Here is an 18,690-nt window from a genome sequence, read left to right as displayed (position 1 = left end):
TCAGCCGGCCACGGCCACCCGCTCCAGGCCCAGGGCCGCCAGCAGCTCGGCGATGCCCTCCCCAGTGCGGGCGGAGACCTCCACGATGCGGGCCCGGGGGGCCACCCGGGCGATGTGGCGGCGGGCCTGGGGCCCATCGAAGCCACAGGCCCCGGCCAGGTCGCCCTTGCTGATCACCACCACGTCGGACGAATGGAAGATCGCCGGGTACTTCAGGGGCTTGTCCTCCCCTTCGGTGACCGAGAGCAGGACGACCCGCTGACTCTCACCAAGATCGAAGGCGGCCGGGCAGACCAGGTTGCCGACGTTCTCGATCACCAGCAGCTCCAGGCCATCGAGGGGCTGGCCGAGGTGGTCCAGTTCATGGAGGGCCCGGTGCACCATCGCCGCCTCCAGATGGCAGGCCTGGCCCGTGGTGATCTGCAGGGCGGGCACCCCGACGGCCCGCAGCCGGCGGGCGTCGTTGTCGGTGGCCAGATCGCCCACGATCACCGCCATCGGATGGCGCTGCGATGGGGAGGCGGGAGCCAGGTGCCGAGCCAGGCGCTCCAGCAGGGAGGTCTTGCCGGAACCCGGCGAGGAGAGCAGGTTGATCACCCGGACACCGGCGGCGGCGAAGTGCTCCCGGTTGGCCGCCGCCTGGGCGTCGTTGTGGACCAGCAGACGCTGGCCCAGCTCCAGGTGCCGGGGGGCCTCGATGGCGGGGGCGACCGGTTGGCCGCAATTGCAGTCGACACACATTGCAGGTTCGACCCCAGACAGGAGAGCGGCACGGAAAAGCCCCGCCGGGGCCCGGCCTCGCCCGAAGGCTAGGCACGGAGCTCGGACGGGACCCTGATGGCCACCGGGGCCATCAGGTGTTCACCAGAGGCCGCGGATCGGCGCGGGGGCCGGTTCGGGCTGGTAGATCGGGGCAGGGGCCGGTGCGGGCTGCATGACGGGTTCCGGCTCCGGGGTAGGAGCGGGCGCGGCCGCCACCGGGCGGGCGCCGAAGCGGTAGCGGAAGCCGATCTTGCCGCCGAAGCTGTTGAAGGCGTCGAAGGTCAGGTTCTCGGAGGAATACCCGCCAGCGCCTTGGTAGACACCTTCAAGGTAGACATCGGAGTTGTAGCTCATGGCATAGCTGACACCCACCTTGGCCTGCCAGCCGAACAGCCCCTTGTTGACGCTGTTGGTGGGGAAGCCGTTGAGGCTGAAGCTCGGGGTGCTCAGGTTGGTGTACCCGATGCCACCGCCGATGTAGGGCGTCCAGCGGCTGTTGGTCTCGATGTCGTAGTAGAGGCTGGCCAGCACATCATTCTTGTTGATGATGCCGGAGACGTTGTTGGTGAAGGGCACGATGCCGAAGGCACCGAAGCCGATCGGATTGGCGGCACCAACGGCGTTGAGGCTGGCCCGGCTGTAGCCGTAGGTGAGCTCGGCGCGCAGGGCGCCGAAGTCGTAACCGACGCCCACATCACCGGAGAAGCCTCCGCCCAGATCGAGCTTCGTGGAGTTGTTGTTTCCGAAGTTGAACAGCAGCGGCGTGAAGAACGGGGAAACGAGCGTGCCGTTGCTGTTGACCGTCTGGTCGCTTGGGGTCTGGGCGCCGGCACCGATGGTGAGGTACCAGCCCTTGGCGGAATAGACCTCCTTCACCACCGGCTGGGGATAGGTCTGGGCGATGAGGATGGCGTCCGGAGCAACCTGGGAATCCAGGCTTGCGCTGGGGGCTGCCACCGAAGGAGCGGATTCCAGGGCCGGAACCGCCGTGGCGGGACGATCACTGGGGCCGGCTTCAGCAAGCCCGGGAAGACCTGCGGACGATTCCGAAGTCACGGGATTCGTCACGGGCTCGGTGCGTTCGCCAACAGGCCTGACTTCCGCCATCGCGGGACCGCCAAGCAGGAGACCACCTGTTGCGGCGATTCCCATCCCGCGGAGAAATGACCGACGGAATGTCCTGGTGGAATTCTTCGAGAAATAAGTCATGGGGGTTGCGCTCCTCTCACTCATTTACAAATAAACCCACGCCATGGACGAATTTGCGGGCCATGGACAGCATCAGTCCTGGCACAGAGTGGCGATAAAAAGAAAACTTGCACAAGTTTACGTTTCGCACCTGAATCCAGCGCCGATCGGCCTTCTAGATAAAAAATTGACAGAATTTTTTCCGGCCCTGATAGGGATCACCGCCAGCCTCGGGACGTTCGGCCCCAGCGACGGCCCCAGCTCCCTGTCAAGCCTGGCGGATCAGTCGAGGTCCAGGGAGGTCAGCTGCAGTTCCCGCCCCCGCAGCAGCTCCCGGCTGATGCGGCCGCAGCGGGGGCACTCGCAGCAGCCATCGCGCGCCGCGAAGGGCTGCTCGCAGGCGGCACAGAGGCATTCGGAGCTCACCGCCTCGATCTCCAGCCGGGAGCCGGCGGCGATGGTGCCCGCCATCACCACCGTGTGGGCCAGCCGCAGGGCCTCGATCTCCACCCCCGCCAGGCTGCCCACCCGCAGGGTGATGGCGGTGATGCGGCCGGCCCCGTGCAGGGCAGCCTGCTCCAGGGCCTGCTCCCTCACGGCATCCATGAGGCTCAGCTCATGCATGGGGCGCCACCGCCTCCCGCAACCAGCCCCGTAGCAGCCGGCGCGCCTCGGGCAGCTGGCGCCGCAGCTGCGGCGAGAAGCGATCGCCCCAGGAGAAGTCGAAGGCCGGCACCAGCAGCTCGTGGGCCGGCACGCAGCGGTCGAACAGCTGCTCGGCCAGGGCCAGCAGCCGGGCTGGCTCCACGCGGTGCGTGTCCCGCTCCCAGCCGCCTGAGGCCACCAGGGGCCGCAGCAGGCAGCGGCTGCGGGGCGTTGCCAGCCAGGCGTCGACGATCAGCAGCCGGTCGGCGGCCGCCACCGCCTCGGCCAGTTCGGGGGTGAGCTGGTGGCGCTGCAGGCCCAGGCCCTCCACCAGGTGCCAGCCCACCCCGTCATCGCCCCGCAGGGGATTGCCGATGCCGATCAGCAACGCTCCCCCGGTGCTGATGTCGGCGCCGGTCATCCCCGCAGGCGCTCGGCCAGCACCGTGCCGTCGGCGGCCAGCAGCTGCAGGCGCAGGGGCATCTGGCCGGCGGCGTGGGTGGAGCAGGAGAGGCAGGGATCGAAGCAGCGGATGCCGGCCTCCACCCGGTTGAGCATCGCCTCGGGGATCTCGGTGCCGGCGGGCACCGGATCGGGGATGTATTCCCGGGCGATCTGGTGCACGGTGCGGTTCATCGCCAGGTTGTTCTGGCCGGTGGCGATGATCAGGTTGACGCTGGTGAGCAGGCCGTCGTCATTCACCTTGTAATGGTGGAAAAGGGTGCCCCGGGGCGCTTCGCTCACCCCCACCGCCTCGTTGCGGTTCAGGGAAGCCCGCAGACGGATGCGGCCGTGCATCAGCTCGGGATCCTGCACCAGGGCCTCGATCGCCTCCAGGCAGGCCACGATCTCCACCAGCCGCGCGTGGTGATAAGCGAAGCTCGAGGTGGCGGGCTGGCCGCTGCGCTGGCGCAGCTCCGCCAGCTCCCGGTCGGCCCAGGGGGTGCCGATGCTGTCGCAGACGTTGAGCCGGGCCAGGGGGCCCACCCGGTAGATCCCCTCCGGGTAGCCCAGGGGTTTGTAATAGGGGAACTTGAGGTAGCTCCAGGGTTCCACCGCCTCGCCGAGGAACTCGGCGTAGTCGTCCTCGCTGAGCTGGTCGGCGACGATCGCGCCGGTGGCGTCCCGGAAGCGGATGCGCCCCTCGATGTGCTCCCAGAGCCCGTTGGGGGTCACCAGGCCCATGAACAGGCTGGGGAAGTCGCCGAAGACGCGCTGCTCCTTCTGCAGCGGACCATCGAGCAGCGTCTTGTAGAGCTCCAGCGCCAGCGTCACGGTGGCGCGGGCCTCCGGCAGGCGCCCCAGGATCCAGTCCTTGGCCTCCTGGCTCAGGGGGGTGCGCACCCCCCCGGGCACCGCCCAGGCGGAGTGGATCTTGCGCCCGCCCAGCAGCTCCAGGATCTGCTGGCCGAACTGGCGCAGGCGGATGCCGGCCCGGGCCAGGTCGGGGTCGGCGGCCATCAGGCCGAAGACGTTGCGTTTGGCCGGATCGCTCTCCCAGCCCAGCAGGAAATCAGGACTGCTGAGGTGAAAAAACGAGAGCGCGTGGGACTGGGTGAGCTGGGCCAGGTTGAGCAGCCGCCGCAGTTTGTCGGCTGCCGGGGGGATCGAAAGGGCCAGCAGCTTGTCGCCGGTCTTGGCGGCCGCCAGCAGGTGGCTCACCGGGCAGATGCCGCAGATGCGGGCCGTGATGCCGGCCATCTCGGTGAAGGGCCGGCCCTCGCAGAATTTTTCGAAGCCCCGGTACTCCACCACGTGGAAGCGGGTGTCGGTGAGGTGGCCGGCCTCATCGAGGTGCAGGGTGATCTTGGCGTGGCCCTCGATGCGGGTGACCGGGTCGATGAGAACGGTGCGGGTCATGGGGAGGTCCTCATCCGAAGCGAAGCATGGCCGTGCCTTCCATCGCGGGCCGCTCGCCGGCCAGCAAGGGGGTGATCGCCTCACGGATGCGCTCGGCGGAGGGGGGGCAGCCCGGCAGGTAGAGATCCACCGGAATAACCTCATGCAGGGGCAGCACCCGGGGCAGCAGTTCGGGGACGATGCCGGGGGCGAAGGGCAGCTGGCCCGTGGCGTCGGCCAGCTCCAGGTAGCCGCGCTCCAGCACCGCTTTGGCGCTGTCGTGACCGGCATCGAGGAGGTTGCGCAGGCCGGGCACGTTGGCCGTCACGGCGCAGTCGCCGAAGGAGATCACCAGGGCCGTGCGCTCGCGCACCTGCAGGGCCAGCTCCAGGTTGTCGACGTTCGCCACCGCCCCCTCCACCAGGGCGATGTCGACGTTCTCGGGGTAGATCTTGACGTCGGTGCCGACCGGGGAAAACACCACATCCACCTTCTCGGCCAGGTCGAAGAGGAACTCGTCAAGGTCGAGGAACGACATGTGGCAGCCGGAGCAGCCCGCCAGCCAGACGGTGGCGAGGCGGAGCTTGGCGGCGGGCTGGAAGGGGGTCATGGGGTGGGGGGTCACTGGTTGTGCCAGCGGTGCTGGTCTCGGGCGGTGCGCAACAGGGCGGGCAGGGTGGTGTTGGGCTCCTTCTCGGCGGTGGTGTCGCTGTTGCGGAACAGGGCACCGGTGGGGCACACATCGACGCACTTGCCGCAGGAGGTGCAGGCCTGCACCTGGCCCCAGGGCTCATCCAGGCCGGCGACGATGTGGCACTGGCCGCCGCGGCTGCCGATGTCCCACACATGGGCCCCCTCGATTTCGTCGCACACCCGCACGCAGCGGGTGCAGAGGATGCAGCGGTTGTGGTCGAGGGTGAACTGGGGGTGGGAGGCATCCACCGACCGCTGGGGGTACTGGTAGGGGAAGCGGGAATGGTCCATGCCCACGGTCACGGCCATGTCCTGCAGCTCGCAGTGGGTGTTGGCCACGCAGACGGCGCAGACGTGGTTGCCCTCGGCGAAGAACAACTCCACCGCCATGCGCCGGTACTCCCTGAGCCGGGGCGTGTGGGTGTGCACCACCATGCCCTCGGCGGCGGCGGTGCTGCAGGCGGGCAGCAGCTTGCTAACCCCCTCCACCTCCACCAGGCAGAGACGGCAGGCGGAGACCGGGCTGAGGCCGTCGAGGTGGCAGAGGGTGGGGACGTCGGCCGCCGCGGCCCGGGTGGCCTCCAGCAGGCTGGCCCCCGCCGGCACCGCCACGTCCTGGCCGTTGACGATCAGGGTGACGACGGCCATCAGCGCACGCTCCCCGTGCCGACGCAGTCCACGGGCTCCCGGCAGGCGGCCTCGTATTCGTGCCGGAACCAGCGCAGGGTGCTGAGCACCGGATTGGGGGCCGACTGGCCCAGGCCGCAGAGGCTGGTGACCTTCACCATCTGGCAGAGGGCATCGAGGCGCTCCAGGTCGGCGGGGGTGGCCCGGCGTTCCACGAAGCGGTCGAGCAGCTGGGCCAGCTGCACGGTGCCGGCGCGGCAGGGCACGCACTTGCCGCAGCTCTCGTTGACGCTGAAGCCCATGAAATGGCGCGCCACCTCGGGCATGGAGGTGCTCTCCCCCATCACCACCATGCCGCCGGAGCCCATCATCGAACCCAGCTCCAGCAGGCTCTCGTAGTCGACGGGGGTGTCGAGCCGCTCCGCCGGGATGCAGCCGCCCGAGGGCCCCCCCGTCTGCACCGCCTTGATCGGCGAACCGTCGGGCACACCGCCGCCGATCACCTCCACCACGGTGCGCAGGGGGGTACCCATCGGCACCTCCACCAGGCCGGTGTTGACCACCGCCCCGGAGAGGGCGAACACCTTGGTGCCCTTGCTGTGCTCGGTGCCCATCGCCGCATACCAGTCGCCCCCCTGCCGCAGGATCGCCGGCACGGCGGTGAAGGTCTCGACGTTGTTGATCAGGGTGGGCGCCCCCCAGAGTCCCGACTGGGCCGGGAAGGGGGGCCGGGGCTGGGGCATGCCCCGCTGGCCCTGGATGGAGAGCAAAAGGGCCGTCTCTTCACCGCAGACGTAGGCGCCGGCCCCCACCCGCACCTCCAGGCGCAGGTTGAAGGGGGTGCCGTGAATGTGGTTGCCCAGCAGGTGGCGGATGCGGGCCTGCTGGAGGGCCAGCCGCAGGCGCTCAATCGCCAGGGGATACTCCGCCCGCACGTAGACGAAGCCCCGCTCGGCACCGACCGCGTAGGCGGCAATCGCCATCCCCTCGATCAGCCGGTGGGGATCGCTCTCCAGCACGCTGCGGTCCATGAAGGCGCCGGGGTCCCCCTCGTCGGCGTTGCAGACCACGTAGCGGGGGCCGGGGGGCTGGAGGGCCACCGTGTCCCATTTCAGGCCGGTCGGATAGCCGGCGCCGCCGCGACCGCGCAGGCCGCTTCGGCGCACCTCGTCCCGGACCTGCTCCGGGGTGAGCTCCTGCAGCACACGCTGCAGCTGGGCGTAGGTACCGAACGCCAGGGCGTCGTCGATGGATTCGGGATTCACCTGCCCGCAGCCCTCGAGCACCACGGGCCGCTGCAGGGCGAAAAAGGGACCGTCCAGATCGATCCGATGGGGCGCCAGGGGGTCCGACGCGGACGCGGGAGCGGTGTCCCCCTCACCATCGGCGGCGAGGGCGTCGGTGATGAGGGCCCCGGCCAGCTCGGGCGACAGCCCGCCGAACAGCCGGGTGCGGCCAGGCCGGTCGCAGGCCACCAGGGGACCGCTGCCGCACTGGCGCAGGCATCCCACCGGCTTGATCGTCAGCGCGGAGGCATCCAGACCGGCCGCCTCACGGGCACCCTCCAGGGCGGCGCGCAGGCCCTGGCTGCCGGCGGAGCGGCAGCCGCTGGCATCGCAGCAGCGCACCTGCACAGGGGAGGGCATGGGGTACCGGAAGCGCCTGTGCTTGTGTTAGCCAGGAAATGGCCGGGGCGCCGCTCACCGGCCCCTGGCGAGGCTCCGGACGAGGATGTCCACCGTGGCCGGCAGGGGGTGCTGGTCGGGATGACGCCATTGGCGTCGAGCAGCTGGCGGATCTGCTCCAGCAGCGGGGGCGGGTTGTTCTGTTGCGGGTCGAGCAGCCCTTACTGCTCCTGCGGATCGGGCCGCTTGCCAGCCCTTGACCTGGGCCAGAACGGCATCAGGGTGCAGGCGCAGGTGCTCCGGTTCGACCACGAGCACATCCAGGACCACGTTGGGAAGCTGCCGGCTGGTGACCAGCGAGTGCAGGGGCGGGTAGCTCACCACGGCCACCACCGTCCCTTGCCGCCGGACCATCTCCACGAGCACCTGCTCAGGGAAGCACGGCTGAGCGAGGATCTATCCGCCATGGGCGAGCGATTCAGGCAGAGCAACGAGCAACTGCGGCGGCTCTCGAGCACCGATCTCCTCACCGGGGCCAGAAACCGCTCCGAGCCGGAACGCGGCCTGAAGCTGACTAGCCAACGGGCCTCCGACTGCGCCGTGCCCCTCTCCTGCCTGGCGTTCGCGGTGCAGGGCCTGCGGCCGATCAACACTGTGCTCGGCCGACAGACGGGTGATGAGGTCCTGCATCGGCTGAATGCCAGCGTCAGGCCGCTGCTGCACGCCAACGACGAACTGTTCCGCATCGGAGGCAGTGAAGTCCTGGCGCTGCTCTGGGATCAGCCGCTCGAAGGTGGGGCAGCCTGCTGGCGGCCACCGACGCCCGTGGTCAAGCCATGCTGTCGCGGGTGGAGCTGGCCCTGAACCACTCCAGGGATCCGGGGGCCAATCAGGTGGTGATGCGCTGAGGCAGGCCGGCGGCATCCAGCCGGGCCTCCAGCTGCTCGGGCTCATCCACCGGCAGCCGGGTCACCAGCTCCCCGTCCACCACCAGCACCGGCGCCTGGCCGCAGGCCCCCAGGCAGCTGACGTGCTGCAGGGCCCAGACGCCGTCCCCCACCGGGTCATCGAGGCGCACCCCGAGCCGCTGCTCGATGCGGGCCGCCACCTGTCCCCCTCCTTTGACGTAGCAGGCGGTGCCCAGGCAGATGGCGCACCGGTGGGCCGTGGGGGGCTCCAGCCGGAAGAGGTGGTAGAAGCTCGCCACGCCATGGACGCGGCTCAGGGGCAGCCGCATGGCGACGGCCACCTCCCGCAGGGACTCCGGCGAGAGGTAGCCGTGGATCTCCTGCACCTGGTGCAGCACCTCGATCAGGGCATCGGCACGGGCCCCGTGGCGACGGACCGCCTGGGCGATGCGCGCATCGCCAGTTTCGACGGCGGTGGGCGAGGTGTCTGCGGTGGCGTTGGCGGCGGAGCGGGTCATGCCTTGGGTCTCCCACGGCTTCTTGCTAGCCACCGCTTCAGCGATGGTCAGCTCCGCGGTCGCAGCCCGGCCGCGGCCGGGCGTCCGGCGGGCGGACACGGAAGGCATACCTATAATCATTCTTGATGTGGACCCCCGGGCCATGACACCCCTCCTGCGACAGGTCCAGCTTCAGGCGGTGATGTTGAGCATGGCGCTGCTGTTCGCATCGGCGACGCTGGCCTGTGAGAAGCACCTCAAGGGGCACCAGAACAGCGCCGAGACCCAAGCGGAAGGCCTCAGCCGCTGAGACCTGCAACCACCGACAGACCGGTGGGATTGGCGGCTCCTTGATTGTCAGGTTCATTCGTCAGTCAGCACAATTTGGTTTCTCTCCAACGTCGCTATCGATCACGGTTGGTCGTCCTGGCTGCTGCCTTGATCGGCCTCTTTGTAGTGGATCTGCTCCTGTCGAGACGCCTGGGAATCTCGCTGTATCCGTACTACTGGATCCCCGTCGTTCTCGCGGCCCTGTTCGCCACACCCCGCCAGGTGGGCTGGTTCACGAGCCTGGCGATCATCCTGACCATCGTCTGGTCCCTCCTCTCTCCCCAGGCCTCCACCATGAAGCTGCTGCTGCAGCTCGCCGGCCTGATCGGGATGGCCTGGGTGTCGATGCACCTGGCCCGGGAACTGCAGGCGAAGGAACGCAGCAACCGGGAGCTGAAGGATCACTACCAACTGCTGGCCGAGAACGCCCCCGACGTGGTTCTCAGCAGTGATCGGCAGGGACGGATCTCCTGGGTGTCCCCCTCCGTGCTGCAGCTGCTGGGCCACGACGCCCGCGACCTCAGGGAGCGGAGCATCGCCGAGCTGGTGCTGGAGCCGGACCACGCCCGCCTGGATCGGGCCATCGGCCAGGTTCTCCAGGGGCAGAACAGCGGCTGCGATCTGCGCTTCCGTGCCGCCGACGGCGACGGCCGCTGGATCTCCATGGCCCTGCGGCCGGTGCATGGGCCCGATGGCGAGGTGACCGGCATGGTGGGCAGCTGGCGTGACATCCAGGGCGAAGTGGACGCCCGTCTGGCTGAGGAGCGCATCAAGACGGCCCTGGCTGCCTCGGAGGAACGGCTGCGGCTCACGATGGAGAACACCTCCACCGGCATCGCCCTGCTCGACGCCGAGGGCCATGTGCTTTCCATCAACCCCGCCGGCGGGGGGCTGCTCGATCGCAACCCGACCGACCTGGAGGGACTCACCTGGCCGTCATTGTCACCGCCGCAGGACCGGGACAGTGAAGCCCCGCTGATGGCGGAACTGCTGGAGGGCCGGCGCCGCTGCTACCGGCTGCGCAAGCGCATCCTTCAGGGAGAGCGCCCCGCCCTGTGGGTGGACTGCAGCGTGTCCTGCTGCCGCCGACCCGACAGCAGCCTGGCCTTCGTGATCGCCCAGTTCAACGACGTGACCGAAATGGTTCAGGCGGAAGCCGCCCTGGCCACCTCGGAGAAGCGCTACCGACTGCTGGCGGAGAACTCCAGCGACGTGGTGCTGCTGATCAAGGAGGGGCAGGTCAGCTGGATCTCCCCTTCGCTCACCTCCATGCTGGGCTGGCTGCCGGAGGACTGGATCGGCCATCCGCTCAGCCGCTTCATCCCCGCCGACGAGCATCCGTTGCTGGAGCGGGACCTCAGGACCCTGGCCGCCGGCAGCACGGTGGTGCGCCGGCTGCAGGCCCTGTCCCAGGACCGCAGCCATCACTGGGTGGAGCTGCATGCCAGTCCCCATCGGGATTCCCAGGGCCAGCTTGACGGCATCGTCGGCTCCTTCCGCACGGTGGACCAGGAGGTGGCTGCCGAGCGGGAACTGGCCCGCCGGGCCTCCACCGATGAACTGACCGGCCTGGTGAACCGCCATGAGGCCCTGGAGCGCATCACCACCATCGCCAGCCGGGTGCTGCGCAAAGGGGACGCCACCGCCGTGCTGTTCTGCGATCTCGACAACTTCAAGGAAATCAACGACACCTTCGGCCATGGGCCCGGCGACGAACTGCTCCGGACGGTGGCCTCCCGGATCCGCACAGGCCTGCGCAGCGGCGACATGGCCGCCCGCATCGGCGGGGACGAGATGGTGGTGGTGCTGCAGGGGGTGCGGGGGCTGAGCGATGCGGTGACCATCGCCGAAAAGCTCCGCCGGGCCGTGGCCGAGCCGATCGTCACCAGTGCCGGCAGCCTCTCGATCACCCTCAGCATCGGGGTGACCATGGTGCGGCCCGGCGAAAACCCCGACGCGATCATCTCCAGGGCCGACCACGCCATGTACAGGGCCAAGCAGACCGGCCGCAACCAGGTGCTGCCCTTCAGCGAGCACACGGACAGCGTCGAAGGCCGTAACGTCACCTGGCAGCCCGCCCTCTGAGCGTTGTCCCCCTGGCCCGGCCAGCGACGACCCAGCGCCACCCCCGATCGGGTTGCTCCTCCTGCAGGCATGACGTAGACCGATTTCTGCGCGGAGAGGACCATGAACACCATGGGCAGCATCAAGATCGCCGGCATCGACCATGTGGTGCTGCGCTGCAGGGATCTGGAGCGGATGGAGCGCTTCTACACCGATGTGCTGGGCTGCACCGTGGTCCGACGCAATGAACCACTCGGCCTGATCCACCTGAGGGCCGGCAGCGGCCTGATCGATCTGGCGGCGGTCCATGGGGAACTGGGTCGCCGGGGAGGGGCGGCGCCGGGAAAGGAGGGGCACAACCTCGACCACATCTGTCTGAGGGTCGAACCCTTTGACGAAGTCCCCCTGCGGGCCCATCTGCGCCGTCAGGGCATCGAGGCCGGCCCACTGCATCACACTTTCGGGGCCGAAGGTGTCGGGCCGGCCCTCTACCTGCAGGATCCGGAGGGGAACAGCATCGAGATCAAAGGTCCGGCGGAACACTGATCCCGGAGCCCTGCCGGGCTCCGGTTGGATTCAACCGCGCCAGGTGGGCAGCCCGCCGTGGGCCAGGGTGCCGCGGTGGCGCCAGAGGGCCGCCGCACTCACCTCGATGCCGTGCCGATGCGCCAGATCGGCCGCCGTCTGAGGCGAATCGGATGTTCTGAAGGCGGCGGCGAAGTCCGGATCGCGAAGGGCCAGCTCCTTCACCCGGTGGAGGGCTTCGGTGGCGTTGGGATGGGCACCCGATGGAGCCTCAGGGGAAGCTTCGGTACGGGGCATTTGACAGGTGGCCATGGGATCTCCTCCTCGTTTTCCTTAAGCTTAATCCGTCACAATCGCCAGCAGGATGAGTGCAAGCACCCATCCCATCGGCATCAAACCCATCCCAACGGCATCAAGATGTCCTGAAGTAGGCCGATCCGTTGCCGCTGCTGGCTGCCGTCCCGTAAACCTTCAGAGCCGGGAAGTATTCCGATTCCAGCTGTACTTGGGCGGCCGCATCTTCCCCACCGGTTTCAGCAATGAACGACAGCATCAGATCGATGCCCGAGGAGATGCCGGCCGCGCTCCAGATGGCCCCGTCTCGGGGGAAGCGCTCCTCCACCACATCCACGTCGCCGAGGGCCCGCAGGCGCTCGAGGGAAGCCCAATGGGTGGTGGCCCTCCGGCCACCGAGCAGGCCGGCGGCGTGCAGCAGGAAAGCGCCGGTGCAGTCCGAGAGCACGGCCCGGCAGCTGGCCGACTGGCGCCGGATGAAGGCGATCAGCTCGGGATTGGACACCTCGGTGCGGGTCCCCTGGCCGCCCGGCACCAGCAGCACATCCAGCGGCGGAGCGGTGGCGAAGCTGGCGTGGGGCAGCAGCACCATCCCCTTGGCACAGGTGATCGGGACCTCCCCCTGGCCGATCATCAGACACTGTTCAGGGCCGCTCGGCTGGCGCGCCCACAGGGCGGCCATCTCCCAGGGTCCGATGGCGTCGAGCTCCTCGACCCCAGGGAACAGCAGAATCCCGAAGGTCCCAATTCCGGTGGCGGCCAGGGTGCCGGCGGAGGTGCCGGTGGACGGGTCTGGCGACATCAGCGACGCGCCCCCAGGCTCTCGAACCAGACCCATTGTCCCACCACCAGCCCATCAACAGCGCATCAACAGCCGTGCGGGGCTTACCCCTTCAATGCCTGCACGCTGACCAGCTTGTCGTCGAGGCTCTGGACGCGGTCGGTACGGGTGTTGGTCGGTCACGGTGGTCAAGATGAGCGGACAGCCCATGGCATGGATGGCGGCATGGCCGGCCTGGATAGGTGGCCCAGGGGATCACCAGGTGCCGATGCTGAACAGCAACTGCAACAGGGCAAAACCCGCCAGACAGGTGGCGGCCAGCAGGGGAGCGACATGAATCAACTTCGGGATCCCACGATGCCTTCGGTCTAGGCCGGGCTGTGCGGCAGAGAAAGACCGTGGGACCGCCGCGTGTGGAGAGCCACAGACACAGTTGGAGATGAACTTTTGTCCTGGTCGGCCACGGGCCGAAAGCCGACTAGACGCCCTGGCACCTGGGCGGCGACCACCACCCCAGTCGCTCCGGTGGCGAGCCCGGCCTCCTGGAGGCGCCCCACGGTCCACCCGTTGCAGTTGCGGGTCCAGAGATAGGCGCCATGGGCCGGGACAAAACGGCCCCCCTGGCCGGGCCGCCGAGGCAGGGCGGGGAGGCGCGCGCCGTCGCGGTCGCGCCGGGCGCTGCGCTCCAGGGTGTTGAGCAGGGCCTGCAGGGTGGGGGACTCCACCTGTCGCTCCCACACGGCGACCGTACCCGCCAGCCGCGGCGGATCGGGATGGCCGGCGAGGAAGAGCACCGAGTCGGTGGGCAGGAACAGGGCGGCCACCAGGTCCTGGGGACCGCGCTCTCCCCCGTGGAAGTAGCGCCGGTCACCCCAGGCGAACTCCAGGAACGGCGCCGCTTCGGCCCCCGGAGGACCGAGCCTCCAGCCAGGTGGTTGCTGCACCACGATCGAGGTGTGGTGGCCCCAGTCCGCCACCAGCACCGTGTAGCGCCCCACCGGTGGCTGGGGCAGCCGCACCAGGGGAGCACGGGGCTCGTGGACCACAACGACGTGCAGCAGGTGCCGTCCCACCAGCTCCAGCAGGACCGAAAGCAACAGCATGGGGGCAGGGGGACTTGAACCCCCACAGCCTTGCGGCCTGCGGATTTTAAGTCCGCAGGAAAACATTGCTGGGCAATGGGTCTCGGAGGAATCATGCCTACGAAATGCCTACTGGCCGTGGCTTGCGGGGCCAACTGTGCACTTCCATCCGGTGAGCAAGCCTCGGTCTCACCGCCTCGTACCCCCACTGGCAGGGGGTGTGGATCCATTTTTTGGCTGCAGGCACCGTGGCTGGTGGCAACACCAGGGACCAGATCGGAAAAACTCTGTATCATTCGTCTCAAATGAGCCCCGCCGCAGCCAGTCTCAACTGGCCATGAATCAAATGACCACCGGACTGCCAGCAAAGCCCGCCAACCCCAGAGCCGCCGGCCTTTCTCCAAGCCAGCCTGGGAAAGCCAGGAGGTCCGCCCAACCCAGCCGGCAGACGAAAGACATGAATTCCCAGACGGATGGTGGCAGCTGCGGTCCGACTAAGCGCCACTGTGAGGCCACCCCAGTTTCGAAGGGCAACCCAGGGATCATCAAGCCGATCGCAACTAAAGCCGCGACCGGAGGGCATATCGCGGCTGAGGATGAGCAGTGCAAAGAGAGAGTTATACAGGTCAATATATCGGCGGCACTGCAATCCATTAATGAAGCAAAGAATGAGACATTGGCACATTTGGCTGGGGTCGTCCAGTCCCCCCGATGGGTATCCGAGTTCAAACGGTCACATGCAAGGGCACTGCGACATTCAGCAGAAGTACAACAGGAGATCTTCAAGCGAGTCGCTCAAATCAATACTCCTAGTTCCTCACCGCTGGTGGGGCTGAGACTGGGCGATTTCGATGCCCTTGAGGCGTTCAGTGGAATCAAGACCATCAGCGAGCTGAACATTCCGCTGCGGATCCATGCGCTTCCCCGCCTGCAGTCTCCACAGGTCGCTGGCCCCCAGGGATGCCGGGACCACTTCTCGGAATGGGCACCGCAGTCGCCCCCGGAAGCGCCGGAGCAGGCCGATGGCTGGCTAGTCGACAACCTCAATGACGAAAGCAGGAGCAAGCTTTTGGAGCAGCTGAGCTGGTTCCTGCGTTCAGAAGAGATCTCCAGCGATGCACGTGAGGGGATAAGAATGATCCTCGCTTGGTGGAACAGGATCCATCCTCAGATCACCTCAGATCAGAGCCTTGAGTTCAACCTGAATCTGAAAGTGTTCCTGCGGGCTCTGCTCTCTCTATCGGCAGCACCGGATGGCCACCAGAAGCTCAGCAGCGGATTGCTGGTTCCCCGATCGCACGTCCCGGTGCCGACACCCGATCTCGCCCCTGATGTGTACACAACGAAGCAGCTGGCCAAGAAGTTGCACTCAACAACGGACACCCTCAAACGGCATGCGCGTAAAGCCTCGGCAAACGGCCCCCTGCCTCAGCCGCTTCCGAGTTTCCCTGGCTGCTTCGTCGTTGACATGAGTGATCCCAAGGGAGGGAGGGGTTGCGGCTGGCAGTTCCAAGAAGAACGCAAGCCTGAAGACACCTGAAACACCCGCCCGCGCGGACAAAGGGAAGGCTCCCGAGTTGCGGCCCGGGCGCACATGCGGCTCAAGCACCGAAACCTTGGCCAGGCCGCACCCCGCCCAGCCATTGGCAACCTTGCCGCGCTCCCGAGCCACCATCAGCCACAGCTGGCGCAGGACGTCGAAGCGGTGCCGGCCAAACCAGGACACCCTTTCTAGTACGGGCGTTCTTCACGCCTTGCGGCTTAGTGCCTGCTTTCCCTTCTCGTTCTCATAGTTCCAGGCGCGGAACGAAACCCGAGAGGGATCAACCATGGCTGACCGTGATGCTCAGACTCTGAGCTGAGTAAAGTCTGAGATAGCCAGGCGACTGCATGAAGGGGGCGCCCGGAACTGACGCCTATAGGCGCCGTGGTGGGGAGCCCTGCTCTGCCTGTCTTCTCAGAAGATGATCACCGCCGAACTCTTCCCCAATAAGAAGGGCGCCCCATGTCGGACGCCCTTGGGACGGTTGCAGGGTCTGGGCTCGCGCTGCCCTGGTCGTGGCCTCTCCCTTATGAATAGTTCCGCCAGCCAGGCTTGTCAGTACGGCAAGCCGTTCCTCCCCGGCTCCGGCGGCACCTGACTGGGCCCATCGGCGCAGGGCAAGGAGAGGCCATGAACGCGACCCAGGAGAAACCCGCCACGCTGCAGTGCGCCTGCCCGGCCTGCCACTGCACGGTGCAAGCGGACAGCCCGTTCCGCAACGGCGCCCTGCTTTTTTGCAGCGAGGTCTGCGCCAAGGGGCACCCCAACGGTGAGTCCTGTCATGCCGCCTGTGGCTGTGAATGCTATGGCTGAATCGGCTCCACCCTCTTCGGGTCCGATTCCCCTGGAGCTGCCAGCCGGCGTGCACCAGCTCTGCCGCTGCGGCCGCAGCCGCCATGGCTGGATCTGTGATGGCGCCCACCTCGGCACCGGCTGGGTGTCACGCGAGCTACGGCTTGATCAGGCCAGCACGGTGATGGTCTGCGGCTGCGGCCACTCCCACCGCTACCCGCTGTGCGATGGCCGCCACGCCAGGCCAGCGGGCCGCAGACATTGGTGGACGTGGTGGGCCTGAGTGTCTCGATCGTCCGGACGGCTGCCTTCTATCTGGGTGTGAGCTCAAGGCCCAGGCTTTGCTCCGTCCAGGGGATGGTTCTGGCTACATCCCTGCGGCGCTCCTCTCAGAGCAGAGCGAGTAGCAAGATCGAGAGCTCAGCCGCCAGGCCGTCACCGTCGTAGGTCGGGCCGATGCCGCGGATCACTCCCGAGCCCTGGTACTTTTCGATCCCTTCGGCGGTGGTGGGGGGCTAATGCCCTGAAGAAGGAGGCCTTGGACTGCTGGCCGTGCTCGCGTTCATACACCCAGGTGCCGCTCACGGTCAACCATTCACCGGCAATGATTTCGGCGGCAGGGCCCACAACCGTCACCATGTCGTGGTGCCGCGGGCCTTGATGCGCAGCACGCAGAAGCCATTCTCAGCGTTGTGGAAGGTGACGCGCTCGATCGATCCCGCCAGCACCTCGGTGGGCTGCGGCGATGCCTGAGCAGGATCAGTGGAGGAAAGGGGGCCAGGGTGGACGTGTCCTGTGGGCTCACCTTTGCAGAGCTTCCCGGCTAAGCCGCAGCGGCCTCGATGATCGCCGTGGTGGAGGACTCCACCGCGCGGGCCACTTCCTTCAGGGCGGGATCGGCCGAGCGGCCCGCAAGCATCGCCTCGGGGCGGATCATGCCAAGGCGGGTCTGGCCGGCTTCTGTGTAGACGGAGATCCGGCAGGGCAGTGCCAGGCTGAGCGCCATCGTGGTGCTGAGCACCGCGGCGGCCTGCTGGGGGTTGCACACCTCGAAGATGCGGCACTGCTCCGGGAACGGCAGGCCCTTGCTGCGCAGAGTGTTGCCCAGATCATGGACGGCCAGCACGCCGAAGTCCTGGTCCACCACCGCCTCCTGGAGGGCGCTACTGGTCTCCTCGAAGGATTTCGGCGTGTCGCGAATGAAGAACGGATCCATGGCTGACATCAGGACGTTCCGTACCAGCTGCGATACCACTGCGTCATCTGCTCGATCTCCTGGCTCTGGGCCTTGACCATGGCCTGCTGCATCACCTTGAGCTGCGGATGCTGGCTGCTGGTCTGGGCCATCGAGGCCATCATCACGCCCATGCGGTGGTGGGGAATCATCTGCTCGATGAAGGCCCGATCGAAGTCGGCGGAGTTCTTCAGGGCGGCCAGGCTGGTGCCCATCATTCCCATTCCGCTGCAGCAGCCCATGCCCATGCCAGGACCCATGCCACCACTCATTCCCATGCCAGCACCCATCCCCCCCATGCCCATGGCTCCACCACCCGTCATGGCGGGAACGTCGCCGCCGAACCACTGCCTGTACCAGGTCCGCATCTGTGTGTTTTCACTCGTCTGACTGGATTTGATGCTCTTGGCCAGCTCTTTGATCTCGGGACGTTTTGCGCGGGTGAGGGCAAGATCGGCCATGGCGATCGCCCCATCGTGGTGAGGAATCATCATCACGATGAAGTGCTGATCCATCGACTGGGTGCCCATCCGCCCCGGACCCATTTGCCCCGCTCCCATCCCGCCTGCAGGGGCCGCCACCTGGGGAGCCTGAGACAGAGCAGGAGCTCCCAGCCATAGGAGGAGCGCCCCAAGCCCTGCTGTCGTCGCGAGTCGGTGCTGGATCATCAGCGTTGCTCCATGCCGTCTGCCTGTCATTAGCATGGGGAGGCAGCAGGACGCTGGACGCCTCTCCGGGTCATTGCTTCACCTGGCGGCCGTCACACATGCAGGTTGGGGCAGATCACGTTGCTGTCCTTGGTGGGATTGCTCTGCCAGCCGGCCAGCAGGTCCTTCAGTTCCTTTCTGAGTTGCCGCAGTTCCTTGATCTGGCCATCGATCCGCTCGATCTGGCGTCCCAGCTGGATCTCGATGTCACCGCAGGGCAGATCACCGGCATCGTGAACCGCCAGGCAGGCCTGGATTTCCTCCAGGCTGAGCCCAAGGGTCTTGAGGCGGCGGATGAACTCCAGACGGCGCAGGCTCTCCTCAGCAAAGAGGCGGTAGCCACCTTCGCTGCGGCCGATCGCCGGCAACAGACCCAGGTCCTCGTAGTAGCGCAGGGTCTTGACCGGCAGGCCACTGCGGCCGGCCAGCGCACCGATCTTCAGCCCAGTCGTGAGGCCGATGGCTGCCATGGGCTTGACTCTCCACTTATGAGGAGACTCTAAACTGACCTCGGCACCTTCCCCCTGGTATTCCGTGAACCGCCTCACTCTGGT

22 protein-coding genes and 1 pseudogene are annotated in these 18,690 nt (G+C 67.4%); 7 read left to right on the top strand and 16 right to left on the bottom strand.

Features of this window, described 5'->3' with window-relative positions:
• The 8 genes from hypB to CYAGR_RS16010 all read right to left on the bottom strand — a co-directional run bounded on the left by hypB (window position 1) and on the right by CYAGR_RS16010 (window position 7,400).
• Window positions 1–741 (bottom strand): hydrogenase nickel incorporation protein HypB, encoded by a 741-nt coding sequence (hypB, locus tag CYAGR_RS16045; protein ID WP_015110904.1) that lies wholly within the window; start codon window positions 739–741, stop codon window positions 1–3.
• Window positions 742–861: 120 nt separating this feature from the next.
• Window positions 862–1,719, bottom strand: a complete 858-nt coding sequence (locus CYAGR_RS16040; protein WP_043326025.1) for an outer membrane protein — start codon at window positions 1,717–1,719, stop codon at window positions 862–864.
• A 513-nt stretch (window positions 1,720–2,232) separates the two neighbouring features.
• On the bottom strand, window positions 2,233–2,574 hold the full coding sequence (gene hypA / locus CYAGR_RS16035; protein ID WP_015110902.1) for a hydrogenase maturation nickel metallochaperone HypA: 342 nt from the start codon (window positions 2,572–2,574) through the stop codon (window positions 2,233–2,235).
• Complete coding sequence (locus CYAGR_RS16030; protein WP_015110901.1) at window positions 2,567–3,016, bottom strand: hydrogenase maturation protease; 450 nt, start codon at window positions 3,014–3,016, stop codon at window positions 2,567–2,569. The genes hypA and CYAGR_RS16030 overlap by 8 nt, the downstream gene beginning before the upstream one ends.
• Window positions 3,013–4,455, bottom strand: coding sequence for a Ni/Fe hydrogenase subunit alpha (locus CYAGR_RS16025; protein ID WP_015110900.1), 1,443 nt, complete (start codon window positions 4,453–4,455; stop codon window positions 3,013–3,015). Before CYAGR_RS16025 ends, CYAGR_RS16030 begins: the two co-directional genes overlap by 4 nt.
• A gap of 10 nt (window positions 4,456–4,465) precedes the next feature.
• Complete coding sequence (locus tag CYAGR_RS16020; protein ID WP_015110899.1) at window positions 4,466–5,044, bottom strand: NADH-quinone oxidoreductase subunit B family protein; 579 nt, start codon at window positions 5,042–5,044, stop codon at window positions 4,466–4,468.
• An 11-nt stretch (window positions 5,045–5,055) separates the two neighbouring features.
• A complete protein-coding gene (gene hoxU / locus CYAGR_RS16015) occupies window positions 5,056–5,775 on the bottom strand; it encodes a bidirectional hydrogenase complex protein HoxU (protein WP_015110898.1) in 720 nt (239 codons plus the stop codon).
• The gene (locus CYAGR_RS16010; protein WP_015110897.1) at window positions 5,775–7,400 is read right to left on the bottom strand and encodes a NuoF family protein; all 1,626 of its coding nucleotides are present in this window, start codon (window positions 7,398–7,400) and stop codon (window positions 5,775–5,777) included. Before CYAGR_RS16010 ends, hoxU begins: the two co-directional genes overlap by 1 nt.
• A gap of 225 nt (window positions 7,401–7,625) precedes the next feature.
• Between CYAGR_RS16010 and CYAGR_RS16005 the strand changes: the two genes are divergently transcribed.
• A complete protein-coding gene (locus tag CYAGR_RS16005) occupies window positions 7,626–8,243 on the top strand; it encodes a GGDEF domain-containing protein (protein WP_043326023.1) in 618 nt (205 codons plus the stop codon).
• A gap of 25 nt (window positions 8,244–8,268) precedes the next feature.
• On the opposite strand, the gene CYAGR_RS16000 is transcribed toward CYAGR_RS16005, so the two are convergent.
• Window positions 8,269–8,805, bottom strand: a complete 537-nt coding sequence (locus CYAGR_RS16000; RefSeq protein ID WP_043326020.1) for an NADH-quinone oxidoreductase subunit NuoE family protein — start codon at window positions 8,803–8,805, stop codon at window positions 8,269–8,271.
• 142 nt (window positions 8,806–8,947) lie between these two features.
• On the opposite strand from CYAGR_RS16000, the gene CYAGR_RS18655 reads away from it, so the two are divergent.
• The 3 genes from CYAGR_RS18655 (at window position 8,948) to CYAGR_RS15985 (ending at window position 11,724) form a co-directional block, all read left to right on the top strand.
• Window positions 8,948–9,094: a hypothetical protein gene (locus CYAGR_RS18655; RefSeq protein WP_015110895.1), complete on the top strand. Its 147-nt coding sequence runs from the start codon at window positions 8,948–8,950 to the stop codon at window positions 9,092–9,094.
• A 128-nt stretch (window positions 9,095–9,222) separates the two neighbouring features.
• Window positions 9,223–11,199: a sensor domain-containing protein gene (locus CYAGR_RS16670; RefSeq protein WP_015110894.1), complete on the top strand. Its 1,977-nt coding sequence runs from the start codon at window positions 9,223–9,225 to the stop codon at window positions 11,197–11,199.
• 111 nt (window positions 11,200–11,310) lie between these two features.
• Window positions 11,311–11,724, top strand: a complete 414-nt coding sequence (locus CYAGR_RS15985) for a VOC family protein (RefSeq protein ID WP_043327474.1) — start codon at window positions 11,311–11,313, stop codon at window positions 11,722–11,724.
• Between the two features lie 30 nt (window positions 11,725–11,754).
• Here CYAGR_RS15985 and CYAGR_RS15980 read toward each other — a convergent pair whose 3' ends face one another.
• The 3 genes from CYAGR_RS15980 to CYAGR_RS15970 form a co-directional block, all read right to left on the bottom strand.
• On the bottom strand, window positions 11,755–12,015 hold the full coding sequence (locus CYAGR_RS15980) for a hypothetical protein (protein WP_015110892.1): 261 nt from the start codon (window positions 12,013–12,015) through the stop codon (window positions 11,755–11,757).
• Between the two features lie 100 nt (window positions 12,016–12,115).
• Window positions 12,116–12,799: a DJ-1/PfpI family protein gene (locus tag CYAGR_RS15975; RefSeq protein WP_015110891.1), complete on the bottom strand. Its 684-nt coding sequence runs from the start codon at window positions 12,797–12,799 to the stop codon at window positions 12,116–12,118.
• A 347-nt stretch (window positions 12,800–13,146) separates the two neighbouring features.
• Window positions 13,147–13,881: a DUF2459 domain-containing protein gene (locus CYAGR_RS15970; RefSeq protein WP_015110890.1), complete on the bottom strand. Its 735-nt coding sequence runs from the start codon at window positions 13,879–13,881 to the stop codon at window positions 13,147–13,149.
• 325 nt (window positions 13,882–14,206) lie between these two features.
• On the opposite strand from CYAGR_RS15970, the gene CYAGR_RS18650 reads away from it, so the two are divergent.
• The 3 genes from CYAGR_RS18650 to CYAGR_RS18645 all read left to right on the top strand — a co-directional run bounded on the left by CYAGR_RS18650 (window position 14,207) and on the right by CYAGR_RS18645 (window position 16,478).
• Complete coding sequence (locus CYAGR_RS18650; RefSeq protein WP_156818500.1) at window positions 14,207–15,400, top strand: hypothetical protein; 1,194 nt, start codon at window positions 14,207–14,209, stop codon at window positions 15,398–15,400.
• Between the two features lie 633 nt (window positions 15,401–16,033).
• Entirely contained in the window at window positions 16,034–16,216 is a 183-nt protein-coding gene (locus CYAGR_RS15965) for a conjugal transfer protein TrbI (RefSeq protein WP_043326014.1), read from the top strand.
• Window positions 16,209–16,478 carry a CDGSH iron-sulfur domain-containing protein gene (locus tag CYAGR_RS18645; protein WP_071881608.1) on the top strand — a complete coding sequence of 90 codons (270 nt, stop codon included), beginning with the start codon at window positions 16,209–16,211 and terminating at the stop codon, window positions 16,476–16,478. Before CYAGR_RS15965 ends, CYAGR_RS18645 begins: the two co-directional genes overlap by 8 nt.
• 152 nt (window positions 16,479–16,630) lie before the next feature.
• On the opposite strand, the pseudogene CYAGR_RS19665 reads toward CYAGR_RS18645, so the two are convergent.
• From CYAGR_RS19665 to CYAGR_RS15950, 4 genes and pseudogenes are all read right to left on the bottom strand, one after another.
• Window positions 16,631–16,866, bottom strand: a pseudogene (locus CYAGR_RS19665) (YrrC family ATP-dependent DNA helicase).
• Window positions 16,867–17,018: 152 nt separating this feature from the next.
• Window positions 17,019–17,411, bottom strand: coding sequence for a DUF302 domain-containing protein (locus CYAGR_RS15960; protein ID WP_015110888.1), 393 nt, complete (start codon window positions 17,409–17,411; stop codon window positions 17,019–17,021).
• 8 nt (window positions 17,412–17,419) lie between these two features.
• Complete coding sequence (locus CYAGR_RS15955; RefSeq protein ID WP_245552557.1) at window positions 17,420–17,959, bottom strand: DUF305 domain-containing protein; 540 nt, start codon at window positions 17,957–17,959, stop codon at window positions 17,420–17,422.
• A gap of 230 nt (window positions 17,960–18,189) precedes the next feature.
• Window positions 18,190–18,606: a heavy metal-responsive transcriptional regulator gene (locus CYAGR_RS15950; protein ID WP_015110886.1), complete on the bottom strand. Its 417-nt coding sequence runs from the start codon at window positions 18,604–18,606 to the stop codon at window positions 18,190–18,192.
• Between the last annotated feature and the right edge of the window lie 84 nt (window positions 18,607–18,690).

Origin of the sequence: Cyanobium gracile PCC 6307 (genome assembly GCF_000316515.1) — a bacterium.
Classification (GTDB): domain Bacteria; phylum Cyanobacteriota; class Cyanobacteriia; order PCC-6307; family Cyanobiaceae; genus Cyanobium; species Cyanobium gracile.
The sequence above is the reverse complement of the archived record's forward strand: the minus strand, read 5'-3'. Positions and strand labels throughout refer to the sequence as shown.